Origin of the sequence: Flavobacterium notoginsengisoli (genome assembly GCF_014207905.1) — a bacterium.
Lineage (GTDB): Bacteria > Bacteroidota > Bacteroidia > Flavobacteriales > Flavobacteriaceae > Flavobacterium > Flavobacterium notoginsengisoli_A.
Genome location: NZ_JACHLB010000005.1, coordinates 135,588 through 158,245, shown reverse-complemented (window position 1 = coordinate 158,245; position 22,658 = coordinate 135,588). Strand labels below are relative to the sequence as shown.

Annotated in this window: 21 protein-coding genes; 16 read left to right on the top strand and 5 right to left on the bottom strand. The window is 33.7% G+C overall.

What is annotated here, in order from left to right; all coding sequences use genetic code 11:
* The first annotated feature begins 6 nt into the window (after positions 1–6).
* From HNP35_RS15800 to HNP35_RS15790, 3 genes are all read left to right on the top strand, one after another.
* Complete coding sequence (locus tag HNP35_RS15800; RefSeq protein WP_184164159.1) at positions 7–1,704, top strand: RagB/SusD family nutrient uptake outer membrane protein; 1,698 nt, start codon at positions 7–9, stop codon at positions 1,702–1,704.
* A gap of 89 nt (positions 1,705–1,793) precedes the next feature.
* The gene (locus HNP35_RS15795; RefSeq protein WP_184164157.1) at positions 1,794–3,113 is read left to right on the top strand and encodes a DUF3472 domain-containing protein; all 1,320 of its coding nucleotides are present in this window, start codon (positions 1,794–1,796) and stop codon (positions 3,111–3,113) included.
* 111 nt (positions 3,114–3,224) lie between these two features.
* Positions 3,225–4,562 (top strand): Gfo/Idh/MocA family protein, encoded by a 1,338-nt coding sequence (locus tag HNP35_RS15790; protein ID WP_246453562.1) that lies wholly within the window; start codon positions 3,225–3,227, stop codon positions 4,560–4,562.
* A gap of 341 nt (positions 4,563–4,903) precedes the next feature.
* Here HNP35_RS15790 and HNP35_RS15785 read toward each other — a convergent pair whose 3' ends face one another.
* The 4 genes from HNP35_RS15785 to guaA all read right to left on the bottom strand — a co-directional run bounded on the left by HNP35_RS15785 (position 4,904) and on the right by guaA (position 10,986).
* Positions 4,904–5,305 (bottom strand): OsmC family protein, encoded by a 402-nt coding sequence (locus HNP35_RS15785; RefSeq protein ID WP_184164151.1) that lies wholly within the window; start codon positions 5,303–5,305, stop codon positions 4,904–4,906.
* A complete protein-coding gene (locus tag HNP35_RS15780) occupies positions 5,305–7,389 on the bottom strand; it encodes a PBP1 and LysM peptidoglycan-binding domain-containing protein (RefSeq protein WP_184164148.1) in 2,085 nt (694 codons plus the stop codon). The genes HNP35_RS15785 and HNP35_RS15780 overlap by 1 nt, the downstream gene beginning before the upstream one ends.
* A gap of 93 nt (positions 7,390–7,482) precedes the next feature.
* Positions 7,483–9,393, bottom strand: coding sequence for a lytic transglycosylase (locus tag HNP35_RS15775; protein ID WP_184164145.1), 1,911 nt, complete (start codon positions 9,391–9,393; stop codon positions 7,483–7,485).
* Between the two features lie 63 nt (positions 9,394–9,456).
* Positions 9,457–10,986 (bottom strand): glutamine-hydrolyzing GMP synthase, encoded by a 1,530-nt coding sequence (gene guaA, locus HNP35_RS15770; RefSeq protein WP_184164142.1) that lies wholly within the window; start codon positions 10,984–10,986, stop codon positions 9,457–9,459.
* Positions 10,987–11,216: 230 nt separating this feature from the next.
* On the opposite strand from guaA, the gene HNP35_RS15765 reads away from it, so the two are divergent.
* Positions 11,217–11,744, top strand: coding sequence for a hypothetical protein (locus tag HNP35_RS15765; protein WP_184164139.1), 528 nt, complete (start codon positions 11,217–11,219; stop codon positions 11,742–11,744).
* Positions 11,745–11,910: 166 nt separating this feature from the next.
* Here HNP35_RS15765 and HNP35_RS15760 read toward each other — a convergent pair whose 3' ends face one another.
* Positions 11,911–12,624, bottom strand: coding sequence for a hypothetical protein (locus HNP35_RS15760; RefSeq protein WP_184164136.1), 714 nt, complete (start codon positions 12,622–12,624; stop codon positions 11,911–11,913).
* A 307-nt stretch (positions 12,625–12,931) separates the two neighbouring features.
* Between HNP35_RS15760 and HNP35_RS15755 the strand changes: the two genes are divergently transcribed.
* The 12 genes from HNP35_RS15755 to HNP35_RS15700 all read left to right on the top strand — a co-directional run bounded on the left by HNP35_RS15755 (position 12,932) and on the right by HNP35_RS15700 (position 22,653).
* Complete coding sequence (locus tag HNP35_RS15755; RefSeq protein WP_184164133.1) at positions 12,932–13,858, top strand: DnaJ C-terminal domain-containing protein; 927 nt, start codon at positions 12,932–12,934, stop codon at positions 13,856–13,858.
* Positions 13,848–14,153 carry a chaperone modulator CbpM gene (locus tag HNP35_RS15750; protein ID WP_184164130.1) on the top strand — a complete coding sequence of 102 codons (306 nt, stop codon included), beginning with the start codon at positions 13,848–13,850 and terminating at the stop codon, positions 14,151–14,153. The genes HNP35_RS15755 and HNP35_RS15750 overlap by 11 nt, the downstream gene beginning before the upstream one ends.
* A 148-nt stretch (positions 14,154–14,301) precedes the next feature.
* On the top strand, positions 14,302–14,685 hold the full coding sequence (locus tag HNP35_RS15745) for a RidA family protein (protein ID WP_184164127.1): 384 nt from the start codon (positions 14,302–14,304) through the stop codon (positions 14,683–14,685).
* Positions 14,686–14,820: 135 nt separating this feature from the next.
* Positions 14,821–16,056, top strand: coding sequence for a voltage-gated chloride channel family protein (locus HNP35_RS15740; protein WP_184164124.1), 1,236 nt, complete (start codon positions 14,821–14,823; stop codon positions 16,054–16,056).
* Between the two features lie 131 nt (positions 16,057–16,187).
* A complete protein-coding gene (locus HNP35_RS15735; RefSeq protein ID WP_184164122.1) occupies positions 16,188–17,192 on the top strand; it encodes a DHH family phosphoesterase in 1,005 nt (334 codons plus the stop codon).
* Positions 17,193–17,200: 8 nt separating this feature from the next.
* Entirely contained in the window at positions 17,201–17,851 is a 651-nt protein-coding gene (gene gldI, locus HNP35_RS15730) for a gliding motility-associated peptidyl-prolyl isomerase GldI (protein WP_184164119.1), read from the top strand.
* Positions 17,852–17,865: 14 nt separating this feature from the next.
* Positions 17,866–18,942, top strand: coding sequence for a peptidylprolyl isomerase (locus HNP35_RS15725; protein WP_184164116.1), 1,077 nt, complete (start codon positions 17,866–17,868; stop codon positions 18,940–18,942).
* A 35-nt stretch (positions 18,943–18,977) separates the two neighbouring features.
* Complete coding sequence (locus HNP35_RS15720) at positions 18,978–20,084, top strand: peptidylprolyl isomerase (protein WP_184164113.1); 1,107 nt, start codon at positions 18,978–18,980, stop codon at positions 20,082–20,084.
* Positions 20,085–20,303: 219 nt separating this feature from the next.
* Entirely contained in the window at positions 20,304–21,200 is an 897-nt protein-coding gene (locus tag HNP35_RS15715) for an EamA family transporter (RefSeq protein WP_184164922.1), read from the top strand.
* An 87-nt stretch (positions 21,201–21,287) separates the two neighbouring features.
* Positions 21,288–21,644 carry a DoxX family protein gene (locus HNP35_RS15710; protein WP_184164110.1) on the top strand — a complete coding sequence of 119 codons (357 nt, stop codon included), beginning with the start codon at positions 21,288–21,290 and terminating at the stop codon, positions 21,642–21,644.
* A 28-nt stretch (positions 21,645–21,672) separates the two neighbouring features.
* Positions 21,673–22,380, top strand: coding sequence for an aquaporin Z (aqpZ, locus tag HNP35_RS15705; protein ID WP_184164106.1), 708 nt, complete (start codon positions 21,673–21,675; stop codon positions 22,378–22,380).
* 33 nt (positions 22,381–22,413) lie between these two features.
* Positions 22,414–22,653: a GlsB/YeaQ/YmgE family stress response membrane protein gene (locus tag HNP35_RS15700; protein WP_111286841.1), complete on the top strand. Its 240-nt coding sequence runs from the start codon at positions 22,414–22,416 to the stop codon at positions 22,651–22,653.
* Positions 22,654–22,658: the final 5 nt, after the last annotated feature.

Sequence of the window (22,658 nt, the reverse complement as noted above, 5' to 3'; positions counted from 1 at the left end):
AAAATCATGAAAAAGATATTTCTATTATTTACAGCAATTAGTTTCCTGTCTTCATGTGAGTTAGACAGAGAACCTTTTGATTCCTATACACAAGATAAAATTCAGGAAGATAAAGAAGCTTCAATCGAAGTTTTATTGAATGGATGTTATGCACAGCTTAAAGGCTGGTCTGACGTTATGCACAGAGTTGGCGAATATCCAGGCGATAATATTATGATTAGAGGAACTTCTACCGATGCGTTTTATTCTTTTATTTCTTATCAGCACGTAACCAATAACGGTCGTTTATCTGTTTTTTGGAACAATAGCTATAAAATTATTTCACAGTCAAGTGATTTAATTAAAATTATTAAAGAAGGTGAAAGCGATGCTGTTGATCAGCAATTAGGAGAAGCTTATTATTTACGAGGCATGATTTACTTCTACTTAGGTAAAACATACGGAAGACCTTACGCCCAATCTCCTGAAACCAATTTGGGAGTTCCAATTGTAAATGGTTTGCCTGCAGATTTAAACAATTTGACTTTACCAGATCGTTCGACAGTTAAAGACACTTATGCACAGGCAATAAATGATTTGAAAAAAGCAGAAGCTTTAATGAATGCTGACAAAAGCGCTGCTTATGCTACAAAACAAGCTGCTCAGGCAATGCTTTCTAGAATTTATTTATATATGAGTGGCACTTATGAATCACCAAATCAAGAATATGCAACTCAATCTATTGAATATTCAAATAAAGTTATTTCTAGCGGGCGTTACAATTTATTGAGCCGCGCAAGCTTCATGAAATACAATACGTATGCTCCTGATGCTCCTGAACAAACAGAAACTATTTTTGCTGTAAAACAAGTTGCTTCTGAGTTCTCTGGTTATGATCATTATTACGGAATTGGTGGTATGTATGCTAATATTCAAGGTCAAGGTTGGGGAGAAATGTACGCAAGTGCCAAGTATTTAGATTTGCTTAGAAAAGCTGGAGGGAAAAATGATGCACGTTGGGCTTTTATCGATCCGCAATATGCTACAGATGCCACAGGAAACAAGACAGAAGCATTCCGTTTTATCTATGATGTTTTTAATGCTGGAGGAACTCAGACCGGGTACAATTATATGCAACAACCTTTAAAACGTAATCCTGATGGTTCATTTTTTATCACAATCGGAACTACAAATTACAATTTAACAACCATAAATGCAGCCGAAAATCAATATTCTATTGTATATGAAGGAAAAACGTATACTGGCGAAAAAGATTATATGATGCTTTTAAATCGCGTTTATCCAATGTATTATATTACGAAATGTTCGCTTCAGGATAACGATTCTCATTTACATTCTCCAATCATTTCAAGATTGGCCGAAATGTATTTGAATCTTGCCGAAGCTTACGCTAAAAAAGGTGATTACAACAACGCATTAACGAATTTAAATATCGTACGAGAAAGAGCAATTGTTGGTGGAAGTTACTCGTCTTTAAACAGTTCAAATGCTGTACAGCGAATTGACGAAGAGCGTCAATTGGAATTGGCGTTTGAAGCACACCGCGGCTATGATGTGTACAGAAACGGACAAACTATGACACGCCGTTATCCAGGTCCGCATTTGCCAATGAACGATGTGCCTGCAACAAGTTTAAGAGTGGTTCAATATATTCCGCAATCAGAAATTAATGCATATCCGGGAACATTAACCCAAAACCCATAATCGTTTTAGATTTGTTTATTGTTTTTAACAGCCTCTCTAATTGTAAAGATTAGAGAGGTTTAAAAAAGTTAATCTTTCAAAACTTACTAATGAAAAATTTACTCACTCTTATTTTAGCATTTTCTCTAGTTTCATTTTCCTGTGCAAATCACAACGAAATAGAATCAGAAAATAGTACAATAGAAAATCCTAAAACATCAATTTCTTTACCATTAGCTGGAAATGCTTATAGTTCTAAACATTTAGACGAAAGTAACATTACAGATAATGGAATTGAAAACTGGCGAGATTCCAATGAAACATTTACTGTTTATTTTAGAATTTTTAAACCGGGAACATTTCAAATTTCGGTTGAAGAATCGGTTGAAGTTTTCGGAAAATCAGAAGTTGAATTTTCAATTAATAACGAAGTAAAAAAAATAACTTTTAATACTTCTAAAAAAGCCATTTTAATTGGAAACTGGAAAATCAATCAAGAAGGTTATGTTGCCTTAAAAATAAAAGGAATTAGTAAAAATGGTGATCGTTTTCCATCCATCAATAGATTAAAAATTTCCAGCGCAGATTACGACGGAAAAATCTCTTTTGTTCCAAACAACGAAGGTAATTTTTATCATTGGGGACGCCGAGGACCATCGGTTCATTTAAATTATTTTATTCCTGAAAACATTAATGCAGAATGGTTTTATAACGAAATAACCGTTCCTGAAAACGAAGACAAAATTGGTTCTTATTTTATGGCAAATGGTTTTGGCGAAGGCTATTTCGGAATTCAGGTCAATTCAGCAACTGAAAGAAGAGTTTTATTTTCAGTTTGGAGTCCTTTTAATACCGATGATCCTGCCAGTATTCCTGATTCGCATAAAATCAAAATGCTCAAAAAAGGAGAAAATGTACATACAGGCGAATTTGGCAATGAAGGTTCTGGCGGTCAAAGCTATTTAAAATACAATTGGAAAGCCGGCACAACTTACAAATTCTTGCTTAAAGGAACTCCAAATGGAAATAACACTACCACTTATACAGCGTATTTTTTTGCACCCGAAGTAAACAAATGGATGCTTATTGCAAGCTTTAGCCGTCCGGAAACGAATACTTATTTAAAAAGATTTCATTCTTTTTTAGAAAATTTTATTCCAGAACAAGGCGATTATTCTCGTAAAGTTTTGTTCAACAATCAATGGATTTGTGATGAAAAAGGCAATTGGACAGAGCTTAATACTGCTAGATTCACGAATGATAATACTGGAGCTAAAGAATACCGAATGGATTTCGCAGGCGGAACAGAAAACAATTCTTTCTATTTAAAAAACGGAGGCTTTTTTAATGATTATACGGCACCAAAAACTAACTTTACCAGACCACTCAACAATAAGAAGCCAGAAATAAATTTTAATAATTTACCATAAACTATCTCTCAAAAACATTAGAATTTCCGATAATCAAAAGATTATCAAAACATTTAAAACAAATTAATTATGAAAACCAGTAATTTAAAATTCATTTTAGCCGCATGCATTATGTTGTGGGGAACTTTTGCATCGGCTCAAATGATAAAAACTAAAACTCCTGCAAGAGCTAAAGGTCAAACCGATGTTTTACGTTTGGCAGCGCCAGCGATTCCGACTGTTCGCGTCGCTTTTATCGGACTTGGAATGCGTGGTCCTGGAGCAGTAGAACGTATGACACATATTCCAGGTGTAGAAATTGTTGCACTTTGCGACATGACACAGGAAAACACTGCAAAGTCAAATGAAATTCTAACGAAAGCTGGTTTTCCAAAAGCACAAGAATTTTACGGAGACGAAAATGCGTGGAGAAAAGTTACGGCATTACCAAACGTAGATTTGGTATACGTGGCTACAGACTGGCTTCATCACGCTTCTATCGGAGTTCAGGCAATGAAAGACGGAAAACACGTTGCTATCGAAGTTCCAGGAGCTTTAACAATGAAAGAAATCTGGGAACTGATTGATACTTCTGAAAAAACTCGCAAACACTGTATGCAATTAGAAAACTGCGTTTACGACTTCTTCGAATTGACGACTTTAAATATGGCACAGCAAGGTGTTTTTGGAGAAATTCTTCATGCCGAAGGTTCTTACATTCATGGTTTACAACCTTTCTGGGGAGAATATTGGAACAATTGGAGAATGGATTATAACATTAAACATCGTGGAGATGTATACGCAACTCACGGAATGGGGCCAGCTTGTCAGGCTTTAAACATTCACCGTGGAGATAAAATGAATTTCTTGGTTTCTATGGATACAAAAGCAGTTGGAAATCCTGCTTACATCAAAGAAAAATCAGGAAAAGAAATCAAAGATTTTAGAAACGGAGATCATACCATGACAATGATTCGTACTGAAAATGGAAAAACAATTCACATTCAGCATGATGTTACTTCTCCTCGTCCGTACAGCAGAATGTATCAGTTGAGCGGTACAAAAGGTTTTGCTAATAAATATCCGCTAGAAGGATATGCTTTAAACGGAAAAGAATTAAGTGATGACGTGAAACCAAATCACGAAAAGCTAAACGCGCATTCTTTTGTTCCCGAAGAAGTTAAAAAGGCTTTAATGGAAAAATACAAACATCCAATCGCAAAAGGAATTGAAGAACAAGCTAAAAAAGTTGGTGGTCACGGCGGTATGGATTTCATCATGGATTATAGATTAATTTATTGCTTACAAAAAGGACTTCCTTTAGACATGGATGTTTACGACTTGGCAGAATGGTCTTGTTTGGGTCCGTTAACGGAAATCTCATTAGACAATAATTCTGCACCTGTAGAAATACCAGATTTCACTCGTGGAGGATGGAATAAATTGAAAAAATTAGAGTTTTCAGAATAAATATTGGTTAGTTAAAGAAGACGAGAGAGCGATTTTTATTTCGCTCTCTTGTCTATTTTATGCTATTCTATGAAATAAAAAGAGGTTACCCAAAAGTATGATCAACCTGCTTTATTTTCAATATTCAGCTTCGGAGAAGCGAAATATTTATAACAAAGAAAAGACGTTACAACATAAAGCTCCAGCGGAGCGACATACATAAAACTTTATAAAAATATGTCACTCCGCTGGAGCTATATTCTAGGTCGCAAATAAAATTGCTATAAATATTTCGCTTCTCTAAAGCTTATAAAAAAAGCTGTCTTTTTGAGACAGCTTACTTTTTAATATTCATTTAAAAATTAGTTCCAGTTAAAACTAATTTTCTTTTCGATTTCACTGCTTAAACTTAAAAACACTGGACAAGTCATTGCAGCACGCTCTAAGATTGTTCTGCTTTTTTCGTCGGCATTGCTTTTCATATCAAAAACAATTTCGATTGCGCCAATTCTTCTTGGTTCTGCATTCATGATTTTTGTTACTTCTGCAGTTGAGCCTACAAAATCAACCTCTAAATCACGGGCTTTAATTCCCATAATTGTCATCATACAGCTTGCCAGAGCATTTGCAACTGTATCTGTTGGAGAAAATGCCTCTCCTTTTCCGTTATTATCTAATGGCGCATCTGAAATGATTTCGCTTCCAGACTGCACGTGAATTGAACTTGTTCTTAAATCTCCTAAATAGGTTACTTTTGATGTCATTAATTTGCTACTTTTAAAGTTAAGTCACTATCGTAATATAAGATGTACACACCTTTGTTTGCGTGTCCGCCATCTTCTTTTCTGTAATATTGAAATTTATTATCTACTTGTTGTGTAGTCATCATATCAGCCGTTTCTTGAAACGTTTTTCCTTGTACCAAACGCATCATAGTGTCGAAAGTTACATCAAATCCTCTTGTTGCATAAGTTGTTGGATTTGCTTTGTTTTTTAAACGGTATTGTTTCTCAAAAATTAAAACTGATTGTTCGTCGCTTTCGCGTGTTATAGACGGATACATTAATTTCAATTTCACTAAATTATCAAAACTTATTTCGTCTGTATCTAATGTACTATTTGGCTCTAAAATCACTAACTGTACTTGACAGGTTTTTTGAGAATCCAACATTGCTTTTATTGTCGCTTTGATCATCGCCGTGTTTCCGGTTTCCATCACCACATAATTCATTCGATTTGGTATCAATAAGCTTTTTAAACTAGCTACATCCAAGCCACCTGTTTCTGTCAAAGAAGCAAATGCAACTCCTCTTTGATTTTGTTTAATATAATTAATCACCGATTCTTTTTTCTTATCAACTACGGCTACAATATTTCCATTTTTAGAACGCATATAGTCAAAAACGGCATTTCTTATAACATCATTTGCAGGTATTGATTGATATAAATTCTCAATCGGATTAGCGATATCTTTTGACAATGGAGAAATAACTGGAACGTTGTACATTCTAAGTGTATTAGCAGTTGCTTCAGCATTATTTTGATAAAAAGGACCAACTACAGCATCCGCATCTTGAAGTTTAGAAATCAAACTAGAAACATTAGATGTCGTTTTAGTTTCTTGAGAATCATAAATCGCAACATCAATTGGCAATTTTAATGTTTTAGCAGAATCGATTGCCATCATCGCACCAGCATAAAAATCTAAAGTCATATTTAAGAACTTATCATTTTTAATTCTGTTGCCTGTTCCCGTTGTATCACTTTGAATTTTAGACATATTAAATGGCAGCAATAAAACTACTTTTTTGCGTTCATTTGCTCCTCTTTTTTTGCTTAATTCAACAATTTCAGCATTGCTATTATCTGTTGATTTTACTTTATCTACAATTTTAATTCCTCCACCAGTAGTTTCTACAGATTTACTGATAGAAGAATCAGCTGTTTTTTCAGCTGGCACTTGAGCCGCTACAATCGGAGCTGGAGCTACATATCCAGTAGGAACTTTTAAAACCATTCCTTCTTTTACACCTTCAGAAAGTGACGGATTTAAAGCCACTAATTCTTCTTGAGATAAATGGAAAACTCTTCCTAAACTATAAAATGTTTCTTTTGGTTTTACCTGATATTCCATATAAGAAACTGCTTTTTTAGAAGTTTCTGCTGGCTTTTTACTTTCTACAGCTTTTGCAGTTTCAGCTGGAGCTGAATCTGTTTTTGGAGCTGTTCCTTTAATTGTCAGTCTATAACCAACAGGCAGATTAGATACAATATCTGGATTGCGTTTTTCTAATTCTTCAACCGTCATATTGTACTGTTTTGCAATACCAAATTTTGTTTCTTTTGGCTGCACATCGTGGAAAACGTATTTTTCAGCAACTTTTTCTTTTTTTACAGGAGTTGTTGCAACAGTTTTCGGAGCGGTTCCTTTAGCAGGAATAACTAATTTTTGTCCGATTTGAACACCAGTTTTTTCCAAAAAAGGATTTGCAGCTTTTAAAGCTTCATCTGTAATTCCGTATTTTTTTTCGATACTGTAAAACGTTTCTTTTGGCTGTACTTCATGAATTACTTCTTTACCTGAAGCTACAACCGTTTTAGGTTTTGCAGTTTCTTCTTTTTTTGCTTCCCCATTTTTAGTCGGAATCAAAAGCACAGAATTAGGCGTTAAACCCGTTCTCGCGTCTGGATTTAATTGGTAGATATCATAAGGAGTTACCTTAAATTTCTGTGCAATCTGATTAATAGTTTCTCCACTCGACACTTTATACTTCACTACTTTTTCTTGCGAAAATGCATTCGAAGTCATAAAAAATACAAGAGACAACAATGTTAAATAATATTTCATAATATGGCTTAAAACAATTTAATTTCTAATTCTAAAATAAGTTATAATTTTTACTAAAAGCAAAATTCGCGCCGTTTGTTTTTTTGATAAAATCTATCTCAAATCGATTTCAACTTTGGCAATCATAATATCTTTATATAACTCATCTTCTTCTTTTTTCTTGCATTTATAAAGCACTTCTTCCATGTTTTCGAATCTATCTGTGTAAACATAGTACGAAAGACTGTTAATATTGAAAAAGAAGCTAGCGTTAAACTCGCCAGAATCAATGAGTTTCATAATAAACTTATCTCGGTCTACTGCGTCTGTAAATATACCCAAAACTAAGTAATACCCATTCGAAACTTCTCTAAGATTATCATAAACTTCCACTTTTACTGTTTTATCAGCTCGTAACGGATTGTCTTTCAATTCTTGTTTCATTTCTTCTAAAGAAATTACTTTTGAATTTTCACCTGCATTATTTTTTTGCTGTTTTTTAACTGCTTCATTCTGATATTTTTTCAATTTAATTAAAGCCAGTCTATCATCAAATTTTCTGGCTTCCATACTATAATAAGAAGCTTTACTGATGTGTCTTTTCACTTCAATTTTTTTCTGAATATCCAACGAATCAATTTTTGCAATCAAAAGCTGATTTTGTGCATCTCCTTTTTCCTGCTCTATTTTATAACGTTTAATTTCCTCTAAAGACAAACGCTGCTGCAAAGAAGTTGTATTTGTGTTTTTCTCGCTTTCGCGGATTTTCTTCTTGTATTCCTGATTTTCTTCAACAGCTATTTTTTCTACCTTATTCATTAAGCCAGCATACACTTTTCTGTTTTCTGCCAATTCTTTTTTCAGTTGAGAGGATAATTCGTTGGTTTTATTGATTCCTTCTGAAGATTGTTTTTCCAGTCTTTTAGATTCTTCAATATTCAAAACATCCATTCGTTTTAATTCTTTCAGATCATTATTCATAGAAATGACAAGTGAATCCAGTTTTGCCATTAAAATATCCTGAACATTTTTATTTGCTTCTAAAACCAAACGCAACTTTTCAACAGAATTTTCTTTGGAACCATTCAGATCATTCAGATTCACTTTCAAATCATTGATTTTTATAATTTTCTGATTCATTTCTTTCTGAACAACCAAGCGATCTTTCAAATCGTCAATTTCAATAGTTTTAGCTTTAGTTTTCTCAACTACAACTTGTTTTTCGGCCAAAGCCAACATTAATTCTTCGCTTTCGTTAGAAGGTTTTATTTCTTTTGTATTGATGGCAAGCTTATTTCCAACAATCAATCCGTTTACAATTTCTGGATTTTGCGATTCTAATTGATCAATAGAAATTCCGTATTTCTTGGCAATAGAAAATTTAGTTTCTTTCGCTTCAACAATATGAAAAATAGTTTCCTGATTAATAACGCGAACTCTTCCATCTAAAGTTTTTCTTTTGTTTGGAATTGAAATGGTTTGACCAATCTGTAAGCCATTAATCAAAATATCTTTATTTAAATTTTCTAAATCCTGAACCGAAACATTATATTGTCTGGCAATGCTGAACAAAGATTCTTTTGCTACAACCTGATGTGCAGTTTTTGAAGAAACATTACTTTCTTGTTTTGAAGAATAACTTGAATTTAGTGGAATAATTAATTCTTGACCAACTTGAAGTCCGCTAGCAAGAATTTGCTGATTAGCATTTTGAATGTCTTCAACAGAAACTTGGTATTGTTTGGACAAACCGAAAAGTGTTTCTTTTGGAGCAACAACATGAATCTGTTGTTTTGAATTTGTTTTTTCTAAATGAACAGGAATCTTTATAATCTGATTATCCTTGATTCCATTTTGTGATTCGGGGTTGAGTTTGTAAATCTCATCTAGAGAAACCTTATACTTTTGGGCAATAAAATAAGCGGTTTCACCCTTTTGAATCTTGTGCTCGATAATTGAATCTTGCGCAATTATTTTGTTAAAAGACAAAATAAAGACAAGAGAAATTGTTAAAAGTTCTCTCATAAATAGTAGGTTATAAAAAATTAAGGCCTTACAAATGTAAGACCTTAATTTTAAAATATACTACTATTCCCACTCAATTGTTGCTGGCGGTTTTGAACTAATATCGTAAACAACACGATTCACACCTTTTACTTTATTGATAATGTCATTAGACACTTTCATCAAGAAATCGTAAGGTAAGTGAACCCAGTCAGCAGTCATACCGTCTGTTGATTCTACGGCTCTAAGCGCTACTACTTTTTCGTAAGTACGCTCATCACCCATAACACCAACACTGTTTACAGGAAGCAAAATCGCTCCAGCCTGCCAAACTTTATCATATAATCCCCAAGATTTTAATCCCTCAATGAAAACAGAATCTACATCTTGTAAAATTCTAACTTTTTCTGGCGTAATATCTCCTAAAATTCTAATTGATAATCCTGGTCCAGGGAAAGGGTGTCTTCCTAATAATTCAGGATCAATTCCTAATGTAGCTCCTACTCGTCGCACTTCGTCTTTGAAAAGCATTCTAAGTGGTTCTACAATTTTCAATTTCATATAATCTGGCAATCCACCAACGTTATGGTGAGATTTAATAGTTGCAGATGGCCCTTTTACCGAAACAGACTCGATAACGTCTGGGTAAATTGTTCCTTGTGCTAACCATTTTACGTCTTCTAATAAGTGCGATTCATCATCAAAAACTTCGATAAATACACGACCAATTGTTTTACGTTTCGTTTCTGGATCACTGATTCCTGCTAATTCGCCAAGGAAACGATCTCCAGCATCTACACCTTTTACATTTAATCCCATTCCTTTGTATTGATCTAATACATTTTGGAATTCGTTTTTACGTAAAAGTCCGTTGTTTACGAAAATACAATATAAGTTTTGTCCGATTGCTTTGTTTAATAAAACTGCAGCTACAGTAGAATCTACTCCTCCAGATAAACCAAGAACTACTTTATCGTTTCCTAGTTTTTCTTTCAATTCTGCTACCATTTCGTCAACGAAAGCATTTGGAGTAAAGTTTTGAGGAACTTCAGCAATTTTTACTAAGAAGTTTTCCAACATTTTTTTCCCATCTGTAGAGTGATAAACTTCTGGATGGTATTGAATTGCATAAGTAGTTTCGCCTTCGATTTTGTAAGCTGCGTATTCTACATCATGCGTACTTGCTAATTTTACAGCATTTGTTGGAAGCGCTTTGATACTATCGCTATGGCTCATCCAAACTTGGCTGTTTTCTGAAACTCCATCAAAAAAAGTTTCGCCTTCTTTAATATAAGACAAGTTTGCTCTTCCGTATTCTCTAGTGTTTGAAGCTGCTACTTCTCCACCACTGAAATGCGCTAAATATTGTGCTCCGTAACAAACGGCAAGCAAAGGCATTTTACCTCTAATTTGCGATAAATCAGGATGTGGAGCATCTTCTCCTCTAACAGAAAAAGGGCTTCCTCCTAAAATTACGGCTTTATAACTTGATAAATCACTTGGAATGTGATTGTAAGGAAAAATTTCGCAGAATATATTTAATTCGCGAACTCTACGCGCAATAAGCTGAGTATATTGCGATCCGAAATCTAAAATAAGTACGTTGTGTTGCATGCGCAAAAGTACTTTTTATATTCGAAATTCAAAAATCGGAACGTTGAAAAAAAATATTTTTTTTTCAATTTAGGTTCTGAGAAGCTAAGTTGCTAAGGTTCTGAGTTTTTTTCAGTATCGAAAATAAAAAAACTTAGTCCCTTAGAATCTTAGCATCTTAGTATCTTCGCAAAAAAATCCAAACCCCAAATTATTTCGTATCTAACGAAAAACCCAATTACAATTTAACTATGAAATCAAAATTTATTGCCCTGACACTTATCATGTCTGTTTTCTTAACCTCTTGCGACGCGGTTGATGATTTATTAAGTTTCAATATTTCGAATGAAGCTTCTATCAAAATTAAAAGTTCTTCGCCAATTAATCTGCCTTCGGAAATAATCACTCCAGAAGTAACTACTAATTCTTCAGCAGAATTTGAAAACAACAAAACAAAGGCTAGTTTAGTGAAAGATGTAAAAATCAGATCTCTGAAATTAACCATTTCTGATCCTTCTGATAAGACTTTTACTTTTCTAAAATCGGTTCACTTATATATTTCAACAACCAATTCTGATGAAATAGAATTGGCGTATCAAGACAATATCAATGCTACAACAAATGCGATCGATTTGATTTGTACCGATAAAAAATTAGATCAATATATTAAAGCTGACAGTTACAAAATAAGAACTCAAGTAACATTAAAAGAGACTTTGACTAAAGACGTAACGGTAAAAGCTGACATGAAATTTAGAGTTACTGCGGATCCTTTTTAATCTAAGATGCTAAGGTTCTAAGGAACTAAGATTCTAAGTTTTTTTTAGAATTTTAGATACAAAAAGAGGTTCCAAATGGAACCTCTTTTTGTATAATATCTTTTACGCTTTCTCTTAAAGTAAAATCTCAGAATCTTAGTTCCTTAGAACCTTAGCCACTCAAAAATCACTCTTTCGTTACGACAATAGAAGCCTTAAATCCTGCGGCAAGATTGTCCCAATAATCATTGGTAACCAATGCTCCTTTATCGTCGTAAACTTGAATTTCGGCAGTATTTCCGCCCAATGTACCTATATTTAATGCTTCGAAATCTAATTTATTAAAACCTGGTTTAAGATCGATTTTTACTTGCTGAAAACTAGCATCCAGTAAGATTCGGTCACGAATTACAGCATCATTGGAAGACACTTTTACTAAATCGCCATCAATTGCTCCAAAATCACGAAATTTCACAATAAAATACTCTGATTTAGTTTTAAAATCGCCAAGCGAAATATTTCTTTTTACTAATGTTCCTCGACCTTCTCGTAAACCTGCATCTTTTAAAGCTTTGTCTAAGTCTTTTTCCATTTTTGCTACATAACGATCTCCAGGATTAGCAAAATCGGTTTCTGTAGACATTGTAAATTTACTTTTCTCTTCTCCTATCTGAAATTTAGATTTTGGTGTTATCGTCGTATTTTCAAAAACATTAGGAGTTTTAATTGATGGAATATCACTTGTTTGCGCTTGTGGATCTTTTACTTCAGGAATTGGAGTTTTTTTAGGCTTCGCACTAAACTTTGGTGCTGGAATAGCCTTGAATTTAGAATTAAATTCGGCTTGGGCTGATACTGACATCGCAGTAAAAAACAATATGAATAATAAAATGTGCTTCATTGAAATAGTTTTATCGAATCGGCTTTTATATTAAAATACAATCAAAAGTCCAGCATCACAAAAATAGTATAATTTAATTATGCTCTGCAACTTTAGGAGTTTTATAACAATAAATTAAGCTAATTTTTGGAATCAAAAAACCTGCCAAAATTTATTTGCTTCGCAAAAAATAATTTTCAAATTCCAAATTTCAAATTCCAAAAATGAAGCTCTATTTTTAACATTAGATTAAACCCATAATTTTGATTATTAACAACTTATTCTTAACTTCAATACTTTAATTTACCATTTATAAAATCTCATAGAAATGGATTATATCGATTATTATAAAGTATTAGATGTTACAAAATCTGCAACAGAAGCAGAAATCAAAAAAGCATATAGAAAACTCGCTAGAAAATACCATCCCGATTTGAATCCGAATGATAAAGAAGCCGAGAAAAAATTTAAAGAAATAAACGAAGCTAATGAAGTTTTAAGCAATCCTGAAAATCGAAAAAAATACGATAAATACGGAAAAGACTGGAAACATGCCGAAGAATTTGAAAAAGCGGGTTACGATCCGAATCAACAGCAGAGCAGACAGCAAAGCGGTTCTCAATATTCAGGAGGAGATTTTTCTGGTTTTGGAGGCGGCGACTTTTCTGGAAGCGATTTTTCAGATTTTTTTAATTCGATGTACGGCGGCGGAAGAAGCAGATCTCAATCCAAATATAGAGGACAGGACTTTAACGCTGAACTCGAATTAGATCTTGCATCGGCTTACACAACTCATAAACAAAGCCTAACTGTTAACGGAAAAAATATTCGAATTACAATTCCTGCAGGTGTGGAAAATGGGCAAATCATAAAAATTCCAAATCACGGTGGACCTGGTGTAAATGGAGGACCAAACGGAGATTTATTTATTACTTTTTCTATCGCAAATACTTCAGATTTTAAGCGTGAAGGCAATAACTTGTATGCTGAAGCACCTCTAGATTTATATACAGCCATTTTAGGAGGCGAGACTTACATTAACACTTTCGACGGAAAAGTAAAAATTAAAGTTCCTGCCGAAACTCAACCTGGAACTAAGGTAAAATTAAAAGGAAAAGGTTTTCCGATTTATAAACAGGAAAATCAATTTGGAGATTTATACATTACATACACCTTAAAACTCCCAACAAAATTGTCCGACAAAGAGAAAGAATTATTTGAAGAACTAGCAAAACTAAGAAGTCATGAAAAATAAAAATCTAATCCATATAAAACAGTTTTGTCTGTATCACGAAATTGAAAACACTTTTATTACCGAACTTCAAAATTATGGGCTTATTCATATTATAATGGAAGAAAATGACGAATACCTAGAGCCAGAACAGCTTCCGACGGTAGAAAAAATGATTCGAATGCATTATGATCTCAAAATCAACTTAGAAGGAATTGATGCTATAGCCAATCTCCTAAACAAAATTGAAATTTTACAACAGAACCTAAATACTGTTCAAAATAAGCTTCGCCTTTACGAAGAAAAGGAAACAGAATAACATTTTAATATCACAAAAAAGCTTGATTTCCACCTTGATTTCAAGCTTTTTTTAGTTTCATTCAGAACCATAATTCTTAAATTGCGGCGTATTAATCAACCTGAATTTGCTTTTAAAACACAGCAAACAAATTCACAAATTATAAAAAATGAAAAGAGAAAACATCTTAACTGGATCTCCATGGGAAGACAAAATGGGATATTGTCGTGCCGTAAGAATTGGAAATATCATTGAAGTTTCTGGAACTGTAGCTATCGTTGACGGCGACAAAGTAAAAGCCGATGATGCTTACGCTCAAACTTATAATATTATTGAGCGCGTTGAAAAAGTTCTGGAAGATTTAAATGTTGGAATAAAAGATGTAATTAGAACTCGAATCTTCACAACTGATGTTTCTACTTTCGAAGAAGTAGCGAGAGCGCATGCCGCTTTTTTTAAAGATGTAAAACCAACAACAGGTTTTTATGGAATCAATCAATTGGTTGCTCCTGAATATTTGGTTGAAATTGAATTTACAGCTGTTGTTCAGTAATATTTTTATTGCCTCGAATTTTACTAATTACACGAATTTATTTTTCATTTTGCCACAGATTAATGTATTTAAAATGATTATTTTTTCTTTTAATTCGTGAAAATTGGCGAAATTCGTGGCAAACTTTTACATTTAATGACTTTCCAAAATCCTAAGCAATTACTTCTTGACATTCCGAAATGGATTCTTATCTGTATATTAATCGGAATACTTTCTGGATCTGCATCTGCATTCTTTTTAGTTTCCTTAGAATGGGTTACAAAATTTAGAATTCAACACGATTGGATTATCTGGCTTTTGCCTTTAGGTGGTTTTTTGGTTGGATTGAGTTATTATTATTGGGGAGAATCTGTTGTAAAAGGAAATAATTTATTGTTGGAAGAATATGAAACTCCAAAAAAAGTGATTCCTTTCAAAATGGCTCCTTTAGTACTTTTAGGAACTTTACTTACACACTTATTTGGAGGTTCTGCTGGTCGAGAAGGAACAGCAGTGCAAATGGGTGGCGCAATTGCTGATCAATTCACTAAGCTTTTCAAACTCGATAATTCTGAACGCAAAATTTTGATTATTCTCGGAATAAGTGCTGGTTTTGCTTCCGTCTTCGGAACTCCTTTAGCAGGCGCTATTTTTGCTTTAGAAGTTTTGTATTTCAGTAAAATTAATTTTAAAAGTATTGTTCTTTCTTTTCTAGTCGCTTATGCAGCTTATTTCACTGTAGAATTCTGGGAAATAAAACATACTCATTATAGTATTCCTGTCATCCCTGAACTCAGTTTAAACAATATTATTTTCACCATAATTGTTGGAGTTCTTTCTGGATTTGCTGCTTTATTATTTGCAAGAAGTACTCATTTTTGGGGATCGCTTTTTTCAAAAAACATTAAATATCCTCCACTTCGTCCCGTTATTGGTGGCGTTGTTTTAGCCATTGCTATTGCTGGTTTCGGTTTTACAAAATTCTCAGGTTTGGGAGTTCCTGTAATTGTTGATGCTTTTTCGACTCCAAATGAACGGTATGACTTTCTGCTTAAGATATTATTCACAGGATTTACTTTGGGAGCTGGTTTTAAAGGTGGCGAAGTAACACCTTTATTTTTTGTTGGAGCTACTTTAGGAAGCGCACTATCGACCGTAATTCCGATGCCAATTGCTCTTTTAGCTGGAATAGGATTTGTTGCCGTTTTCTCAGGCGCGACCCACACTCCTATCGCCTGCACCATTATGGGAATGGAATTATTCGGAATTGCTCCCGGAATATTTATTGCCATTGCTTGCGTAATTGCCTATTTTTCTTCTGGTTCCATCGGAATTTATAAATCACAAATCGTAAAAGGAGCAAAATATAAATTGTATCAAAGGTTTCTTTAAAGTCTTTGTTTTCAGTCAAAGTCACAGTCGCAGTTCTCAAATGAAAACATACAATAACTGAAAACTGCGACTGCGACCGAATACTAAAAATATTTTCAGCATTACATTAAAAAAATGTAAATTCGCACACTATGAAAATACAAGATATTCAAGCGATTCAATCATTACTCGCAAGCCCAAAGAAAATTGCCATAATTCCACACAGAGGACCAGATGGCGACGCAATGGGATCGACATTAGGTTTGTACCATTTTTTAATCAAAAACAATCATCAGGCGACAGTTATTGCTCCTAATGATTTTCCTAATTTTTTAGCGTGGCTTCCTGGATCAGAAACAGTAAAAATCTTTGAGAAAGAAACTGAAATCTGTACAAAAATTTTACAAGAAGCAGAAATCATTTTTACGCTTGATTTTAATGCTTTTCATCGTACTGGTGAAATGGAGCATACTTTAAACAAGTTAAATGCAACTTTCATCATGATAGATCATCATCAAAAACCTGATGATTATGCAGCATATACTTATTCTGACACTTCATACGGATCGACTTGTGAAATGGTTTATAATTTCATTAACTTTTTAAACAAAAAAGAAGATATTGATAAAACCATTGCAACGTGCATTTATACAGGAATTTTAACCGATTCTGGTTCATTCCGTTTTCCTGGAACAACTGGAAACACTCACAGAATTATTGCCGAATTAATTGACCTAGGTGTTGAAAACACTGAGATTCCTGTTTTATTATTCGATAATAGTTCCTTCAGCAGATTACAGCTATTAGGGCGTGCTTTGCAAAATATGAAGATATTTGAAGAACATAAAACTTCATATATGACGTTAACACAAGAAGAGCTAGATTCTTTTCATTATGTTAAAGGTGATACAGAAGGAATTGTTAATTATGGTTTAAGTATAAAAGATATTGTTTTTACTGCTATTTTTATCGAAAATAAAGACGAAGGAATTATCAAGATTTCTTTCCGTTCGCAAGGCGGTTTTGATGTGAATCAATTTGCCCGAGATCATTTTAACGGAGGCGGACATAGCAACGCAGCTGGCGGAAGATCGGAAGTTTCGATGGAAGAAACGGTTCAAAAATTTGAAGATTTAGTAAAAAAACTAACCTTATAGCCCAATCGATGAATAACCTAAAATTGAGTATTTACAGTTTGCTTTTTGCTGCTTTTTTAGTCAGCTGTAAGCATCATGAAGAAGCCAGAAGACCTATTTCTAGTGCTTCGGGAACTTTCATGAAAACATCAGCAGATCGAAATAAAAAATTAGTGGCGAGCGAAGAAGATGTCATTAAAAAAATAATTAAAAACAATCCGAAAGTTAAGTATTATGCTACTCCAAAAGGTTATTGGTTTAATTATGAAGAAAAAAATTCTGCCGAAACTGCTGCGCCAAGAAAAGGCGATATTGCCTATTTCAACATGGAAGTAAAAGATCTTGAAGGCAAAATCATTTACTCTGAATCAGACCTTGGACCTCAAACCTATTATGTAGACAAACAAGATATTATGATGGGTTTGCGTGACGGAATCAAGCGAATGCATAAAAATGAAACCGTGACTTTTTTATTTCCTTCACATATGGCTTATGGCTATCATGGCGACAATAAAAAAATTGGAACAAACGAACCTTTAATGGTCACTGTTACTTTAAGAAATTTTGTTCCAGATCCAGCTGCTCAAACCGCTACAGCACAAGCCCCAAAAACAACAACTCCAAAACCTACAGCTGCAAAACCTGTGGCACCAGCTAAAAAAGATACATTAACTCCATAAAAAACATATCTTAAATGAAAAAGATTATTTTATTATTACTAATTGCCGTTAGCTCATTTTATTCTTGTAAAGACGACCATAGCAATCTACCTGATGGTTTATATGCCGATATAGAAACAAACAAAGGACATATCATTGTAGAACTTGACTATAAGAAAGCACCAATTACTGTTGCTAATTTTGTGACTTTAGCTGAAGGTAAAAACGAATTTGTCGTACACGAAAACCTAAAAAAGAAACCTTTTTTTGATGGTTTAAAATTCCATAGAGTTATTGAAAATTTCATGATTCAGTCTGGAGATCCTCTAGGAACTGGTTCTGGTGATACAGGTTATAAATTTAAAGATGAATTCTCAGATTTAAAATTTGACAAAGCCGGCGTTTTAGCAATGGCAAACAACGGACCTGGAACAAACAGCAGTCAATTTTTTATCACGCATGTTGAAACTCCTTGGTTAGACAACAAACACACTATCTTTGGCCATGTGGTAGATGCAAAAACACAAGAAGTTGTAAATAAAGTAGTTCAAGGTGACAATATTGTTTCTGTAACAATCATTAGAAATGGTGAAGCGGCTAAGAAATTTGACGCTGTAAAAGTATTCCATGACTATTTTGCTGATATTTCGAAAGAACAAATCAAAGCGGCAGCTGTTCAAAAAGAAAAAGTAGCTTCTTATGCAGCTATAAAAGCAAAAGCAACTAAAACTGCAAGCGGTTTAGAATATACAATTACTGAAAAAGGAAACGGTAAAAAACCTGCTGCAGGAAGCCAAATTTTTATTCACTATGCTGGTTTCCTTGAAGACGGAACTTTATTTGATACAAGTATTGAAAGTGTTGCAAAACAATTCGGAAAATTTGATCCAGCTAGAGCTGAAGCAAAAGCATATCAGCCAATTCAGTTTCAAGTAGGTAAAAAAGAAGGTTTAATTCCTGGTTTTATTGAGGGAGTTGAACAGCTTTCATTGGGAGATAAAGCAGTTATTTTCATTCCATCACATTTAGCTTACGGAGCAACTGGAGCTGGAGGAGTAATTCCACCAAATGCCAATATTATTTTCGAAATTCAAATAACAGATAAACCATAAAAAGTTAATCACAGACAGACTTAAATACTAAAGTAATGAAGTATAGATTTTTATTTTTATTTTGCTTAGCAATAATAAACATTCAAGCACAAACTAAAAAACCTGCAGCGAAGCCTGCTGCAAAACCAAAAACGGCAACAGCAGCAAAACCAGCTGCAACGCCAAATCCAGAAGACGGAATTTTTGCAACAATTTCTACTACAAAAGGAGATATTGTTGTTTCTTTAGAATACGTAAAAGCTCCTGTAACAGTAGCAAATTTCATCACTTTAGCTGAAGGGAAAAATCCTTTTGTTAAAGCTGATAAATTGAAAGGAAAACCATTTTATGATGGCTTAAAATTTCATAGAGTTATAAACGATTTTATGATTCAAGGTGGTGATCCAGATGGAAATGGATCTGGAGGCCCTGGATATTCTTTTAAAGACGAATTTGTTACAGATTTAAAATTTGAAAAAGGTGGTGTTTTAGCAATGGCAAATTCTGGTCCTGCTACAAACGGAAGCCAATTTTTTATTACACATAAAGACACTCCTTGGTTAAACGGAAAACATACTATTTTCGGACATGTAGTTTCTGGAATGGACAATGTAAATAAAATTGTTCAAGACGATGTAATGACAAAAATTACAATTACTCGCAAAGGAACTGCCGCTAAAAAATTTGATGCAGTAAAAATTTTCAGCGATGAAATGAAAAAAGCTCAAATTAAAGCTGCTTATTTTACTGAAACAAAAGCAAAAGCAACGACAACTGCATCTGGTCTAAAGTATTTTATTACAAAAAAAGGAACTGGAGTTAAAGGTGCAGAAGGATCAAATATTTACTTTCATTATGCAGGATATTTTGAAGATGGCAACCTATTTGACAGCAGTATGGCAAGTGTAGCTAAAACTTACGGAAAATACGACGCAAACCGAGATGCACAAGGCGGTTACAAAGCTTTTCCTTTTACAGTTGGTAAAAAAGACGGTATGATTCCAGGTTTTCTTGAGGCTCTTGACATGATGACAGATGGAGAAAAAGCAATTTTCTTCCTTCCTTCTAATTTAGCTTATGGAGAAAAAGGTGCAGGCGGAGTTATTCCACCAAATGCTACTTTGATTTTTGAAATTGAAACCTATCAAAATCAGCCTAATTAAGACGTAGAATAATTATTCTTTATTATAGAAAGCCATCAGAACTATTTTTGATGGCTTTTTTTTATACTAAATATTTACATTTTTAAACAATTCACAATTCAAGAGTTTAAAATTCAATTTTATTAGCATTAAATCAATTTTCTCAACATAGTACGATAAAATCATAAATAAAATAACCTACCTTTGCCGGCTTGAATTTTTAAAAATAGATAAATTATGATGTCTCAAAACAATGTATTAAAAGGTGTTTTTTTGGTTGCTTTAGGTGCAACAACATACGGAATGCTGGCTACTTTTGTAAAAATAGCCTATTCTGAAGGATACACGACTGCAGAAGTTACGAGTTCACAATTTATTTATGGAATTACAGGTATTCTTCTAATCAATCTTTTTCAGAGAATAAAAAACAAAAATCAAGCAGTTAAAGCTACTCCTAAAAACATTTTTAGTTTAATGCTTGCTGGAACTTCTTTAGGAATGACCAGTTTATTTTACTATCTAGCTGTAAAATATATTCCCGTTTCTATCGGAATCGTTTTATTAATGCAAACGGTTTGGATGGGGGTTTTACTTGAAATGATTTTAGAAAAAAAATTACCTTCAAAACAAAAAGTTATTGCTGTATTGATTGTACTTTTTGGGACTGTTTTAGCAACAAATATTATTAATAATGATATCACACTCGATTGGAGAGGTTTAGCATGGGGAATAATGGCTGCGGCTTCTTTTACAACTACTATGTTTACCGCAAATCGTGTAGCAATTGAAATTTCATCAGCCCAAAGAAGTCTTTATATGCTTTTAGGCGGATCGATTATTGTTTTCTCTTTTGCATTTTTTACTCAAGTTACTCCTTTTAATCTTGAAATTTTCTTAAAATGGGGAATTGTTTTGTCTCTTTTCGGAACTATAATTCCACCAATGCTAATGAATGCTGGTTTTCCTTTAACTGGTATTGGACTTGGAAGTATCGTATCTGCACTCGAATTGCCAGTTTCTGTAATGATGGCTTATGTTTTATTGAACGAAAAAGTAATCTTTTCTCAATGGGTTGGAATTGTACTAATTATTCTTGCCATAATTATTATGAATGTAAATTTTAAGTCCAAAAAATAACTCAGAATAAACATTCTTAAAAAAAGACCTTCTGTAATGCAATAATTGTTAATTTTTTTATAAATTCGTGATAAACAACTAGCTATCATGATTTTACCTTGGCATTTATATTTAATGGCTTTACTTTATATAGGTGCTGGAATTAATCATTTTAGGAAACCCGGAATGTACATCAAAATCATTCCTCCTATTTTTCAGAATCCAAAATTAATAAATATTTTAAGTGGTGCTGCCGAAATAATATTAGGCATTCTGCTCACTATACCTGCGACTACACTCTTCGCCGCCTGGGGAATTATAGCTTTACTTATCGCTGTTTTTCCTGCAAATTTATACATGTTTCAAAATAAAAAAGCAGGTTTTGGTTTACCAAGATGGATTTTATTTGTACGTTTGCCCTTACAAATTGTTTTAATTTATTGGGCTTACCAATATATATTCTAACATTAACCATTAATTAAATTATTTTATTATGAAAAAATTATTTGCTGAGTTCTTCGGAACTTATTGGCTTGTTTTTGGAGGTTGCGGAAGCGCTATTTTTGCAGCAGGAGTTCCGGAATTAGGAATTGGTTTTGCAGGTGTGGCCCTAGCATTTGGTTTAACAGTTTTGACTATGGCATATGCAGTTGGTCATATTTCTGGCGGTCATTTTAATCCTGCAGTTTCTATTGGATTGTGGGCTGGTGGAAGATTTTCTGCTAAAGATCTTATTCCTTACATCATTGCACAATGCGTTGGAGCGATTGCTGCGGCGGGAACTTTGTATACAATCGCCTCAGGAAAAGCAGGTTTTGTAATTGATAATACTAAAGCTGGAGCATTTGCCTCAAATGGTTTTGGAGCTTTTTCTCCTGATGGATATTCTCTTCAAGCGTGTTTTATCGCCGAGTTTGTTCTGACATTATTTTTCTTAATAATTATTTTAGGTGCTACAGACAAATTTGCAAGTACACCTTTCTGTGGGGTAGCAATTGGTTTAGGGTTAACTTTAATTCACTTAATCAGTATTCCGATTACCAATACTTCAGTAAACCCAGCAAGATCATTGTCTCAGGCAGTTTTTACTGGAGGTGAACCTTTATCGCAAGTGTGGTTATTTTGGGTAGCGCCAATTCTCGGAGCTATAGTTGCGGGTCTCATTTACAAAAACTTACTTCAAAATCATAACGAAAAGTAATTCAATAAAATAAATCATTAAAATCAAAATTATATGGAATTTTTATATTTTCTGCTTATTGGCGCAATTTCTGGCTGGTTGGCCGGACAAATTTGGAAAGGCGCAGGCTTTGGCTTAATTGGCAATATCATTGTTGGAATCATCGGCGGATTTATAGGTGGATGGATTGCTGGTAAACTTGGTATTGGTGGCGGCGGACTTCTTTGGCAAATTTTGATTGCTGTAGGTGGAGCTTGGGTTTTGCTGTTTATTATAAGCCTCATCAAAAAATAATAATT

Excerpts from the sequence above, each read along its gene's own strand:
- HNP35_RS15800 (WP_184164159.1), top strand. The coding sequence starts at position 7 with ATGAAAAAGATATTTCTATTATTTACAGCAATTAGTTTCCTGTCTTCA.
- HNP35_RS15795 (WP_184164157.1), top strand. The coding sequence starts at position 1,794 with ATGAAAAATTTACTCACTCTTATTTTAGCATTTTCTCTAGTTTCATTT.
- HNP35_RS15790 (WP_246453562.1), top strand. The coding sequence starts at position 3,225 with ATGTTGTGGGGAACTTTTGCATCGGCTCAAATGATAAAAACTAAAACT.
- HNP35_RS15785 (WP_184164151.1), bottom strand. The coding sequence starts at position 5,305 with ATGACATCAAAAGTAACCTATTTAGGAGATTTAAGAACAAGTTCAATT.
- HNP35_RS15780 (WP_184164148.1), bottom strand. The coding sequence starts at position 7,389 with ATGAAATATTATTTAACATTGTTGTCTCTTGTATTTTTTATGACTTCG.
- HNP35_RS15775 (WP_184164145.1), bottom strand. The coding sequence starts at position 9,393 with ATGAGAGAACTTTTAACAATTTCTCTTGTCTTTATTTTGTCTTTTAAC.
- guaA (WP_184164142.1), bottom strand. The coding sequence starts at position 10,986 with ATGCAACACAACGTACTTATTTTAGATTTCGGATCGCAATATACTCAG.
- HNP35_RS15765 (WP_184164139.1), top strand. The coding sequence starts at position 11,217 with ATGAAATCAAAATTTATTGCCCTGACACTTATCATGTCTGTTTTCTTA.
- HNP35_RS15760 (WP_184164136.1), bottom strand. The coding sequence starts at position 12,624 with ATGAAGCACATTTTATTATTCATATTGTTTTTTACTGCGATGTCAGTA.
- HNP35_RS15755 (WP_184164133.1), top strand. The coding sequence starts at position 12,932 with ATGGATTATATCGATTATTATAAAGTATTAGATGTTACAAAATCTGCA.
- HNP35_RS15750 (WP_184164130.1), top strand. The coding sequence starts at position 13,848 with ATGAAAAATAAAAATCTAATCCATATAAAACAGTTTTGTCTGTATCAC.
- HNP35_RS15745 (WP_184164127.1), top strand. The coding sequence starts at position 14,302 with ATGAAAAGAGAAAACATCTTAACTGGATCTCCATGGGAAGACAAAATG.
- HNP35_RS15740 (WP_184164124.1), top strand. The coding sequence starts at position 14,821 with ATGACTTTCCAAAATCCTAAGCAATTACTTCTTGACATTCCGAAATGG.
- HNP35_RS15735 (WP_184164122.1), top strand. The coding sequence starts at position 16,188 with ATGAAAATACAAGATATTCAAGCGATTCAATCATTACTCGCAAGCCCA.
- gldI (WP_184164119.1), top strand. The coding sequence starts at position 17,201 with ATGAATAACCTAAAATTGAGTATTTACAGTTTGCTTTTTGCTGCTTTT.
- HNP35_RS15725 (WP_184164116.1), top strand. The coding sequence starts at position 17,866 with ATGAAAAAGATTATTTTATTATTACTAATTGCCGTTAGCTCATTTTAT.
- HNP35_RS15720 (WP_184164113.1), top strand. The coding sequence starts at position 18,978 with ATGAAGTATAGATTTTTATTTTTATTTTGCTTAGCAATAATAAACATT.
- HNP35_RS15715 (WP_184164922.1), top strand. The coding sequence starts at position 20,304 with ATGTCTCAAAACAATGTATTAAAAGGTGTTTTTTTGGTTGCTTTAGGT.
- HNP35_RS15710 (WP_184164110.1), top strand. The coding sequence starts at position 21,288 with ATGATTTTACCTTGGCATTTATATTTAATGGCTTTACTTTATATAGGT.
- aqpZ (WP_184164106.1), top strand. The coding sequence starts at position 21,673 with ATGAAAAAATTATTTGCTGAGTTCTTCGGAACTTATTGGCTTGTTTTT.
- HNP35_RS15700 (WP_111286841.1), top strand. The coding sequence starts at position 22,414 with ATGGAATTTTTATATTTTCTGCTTATTGGCGCAATTTCTGGCTGGTTG.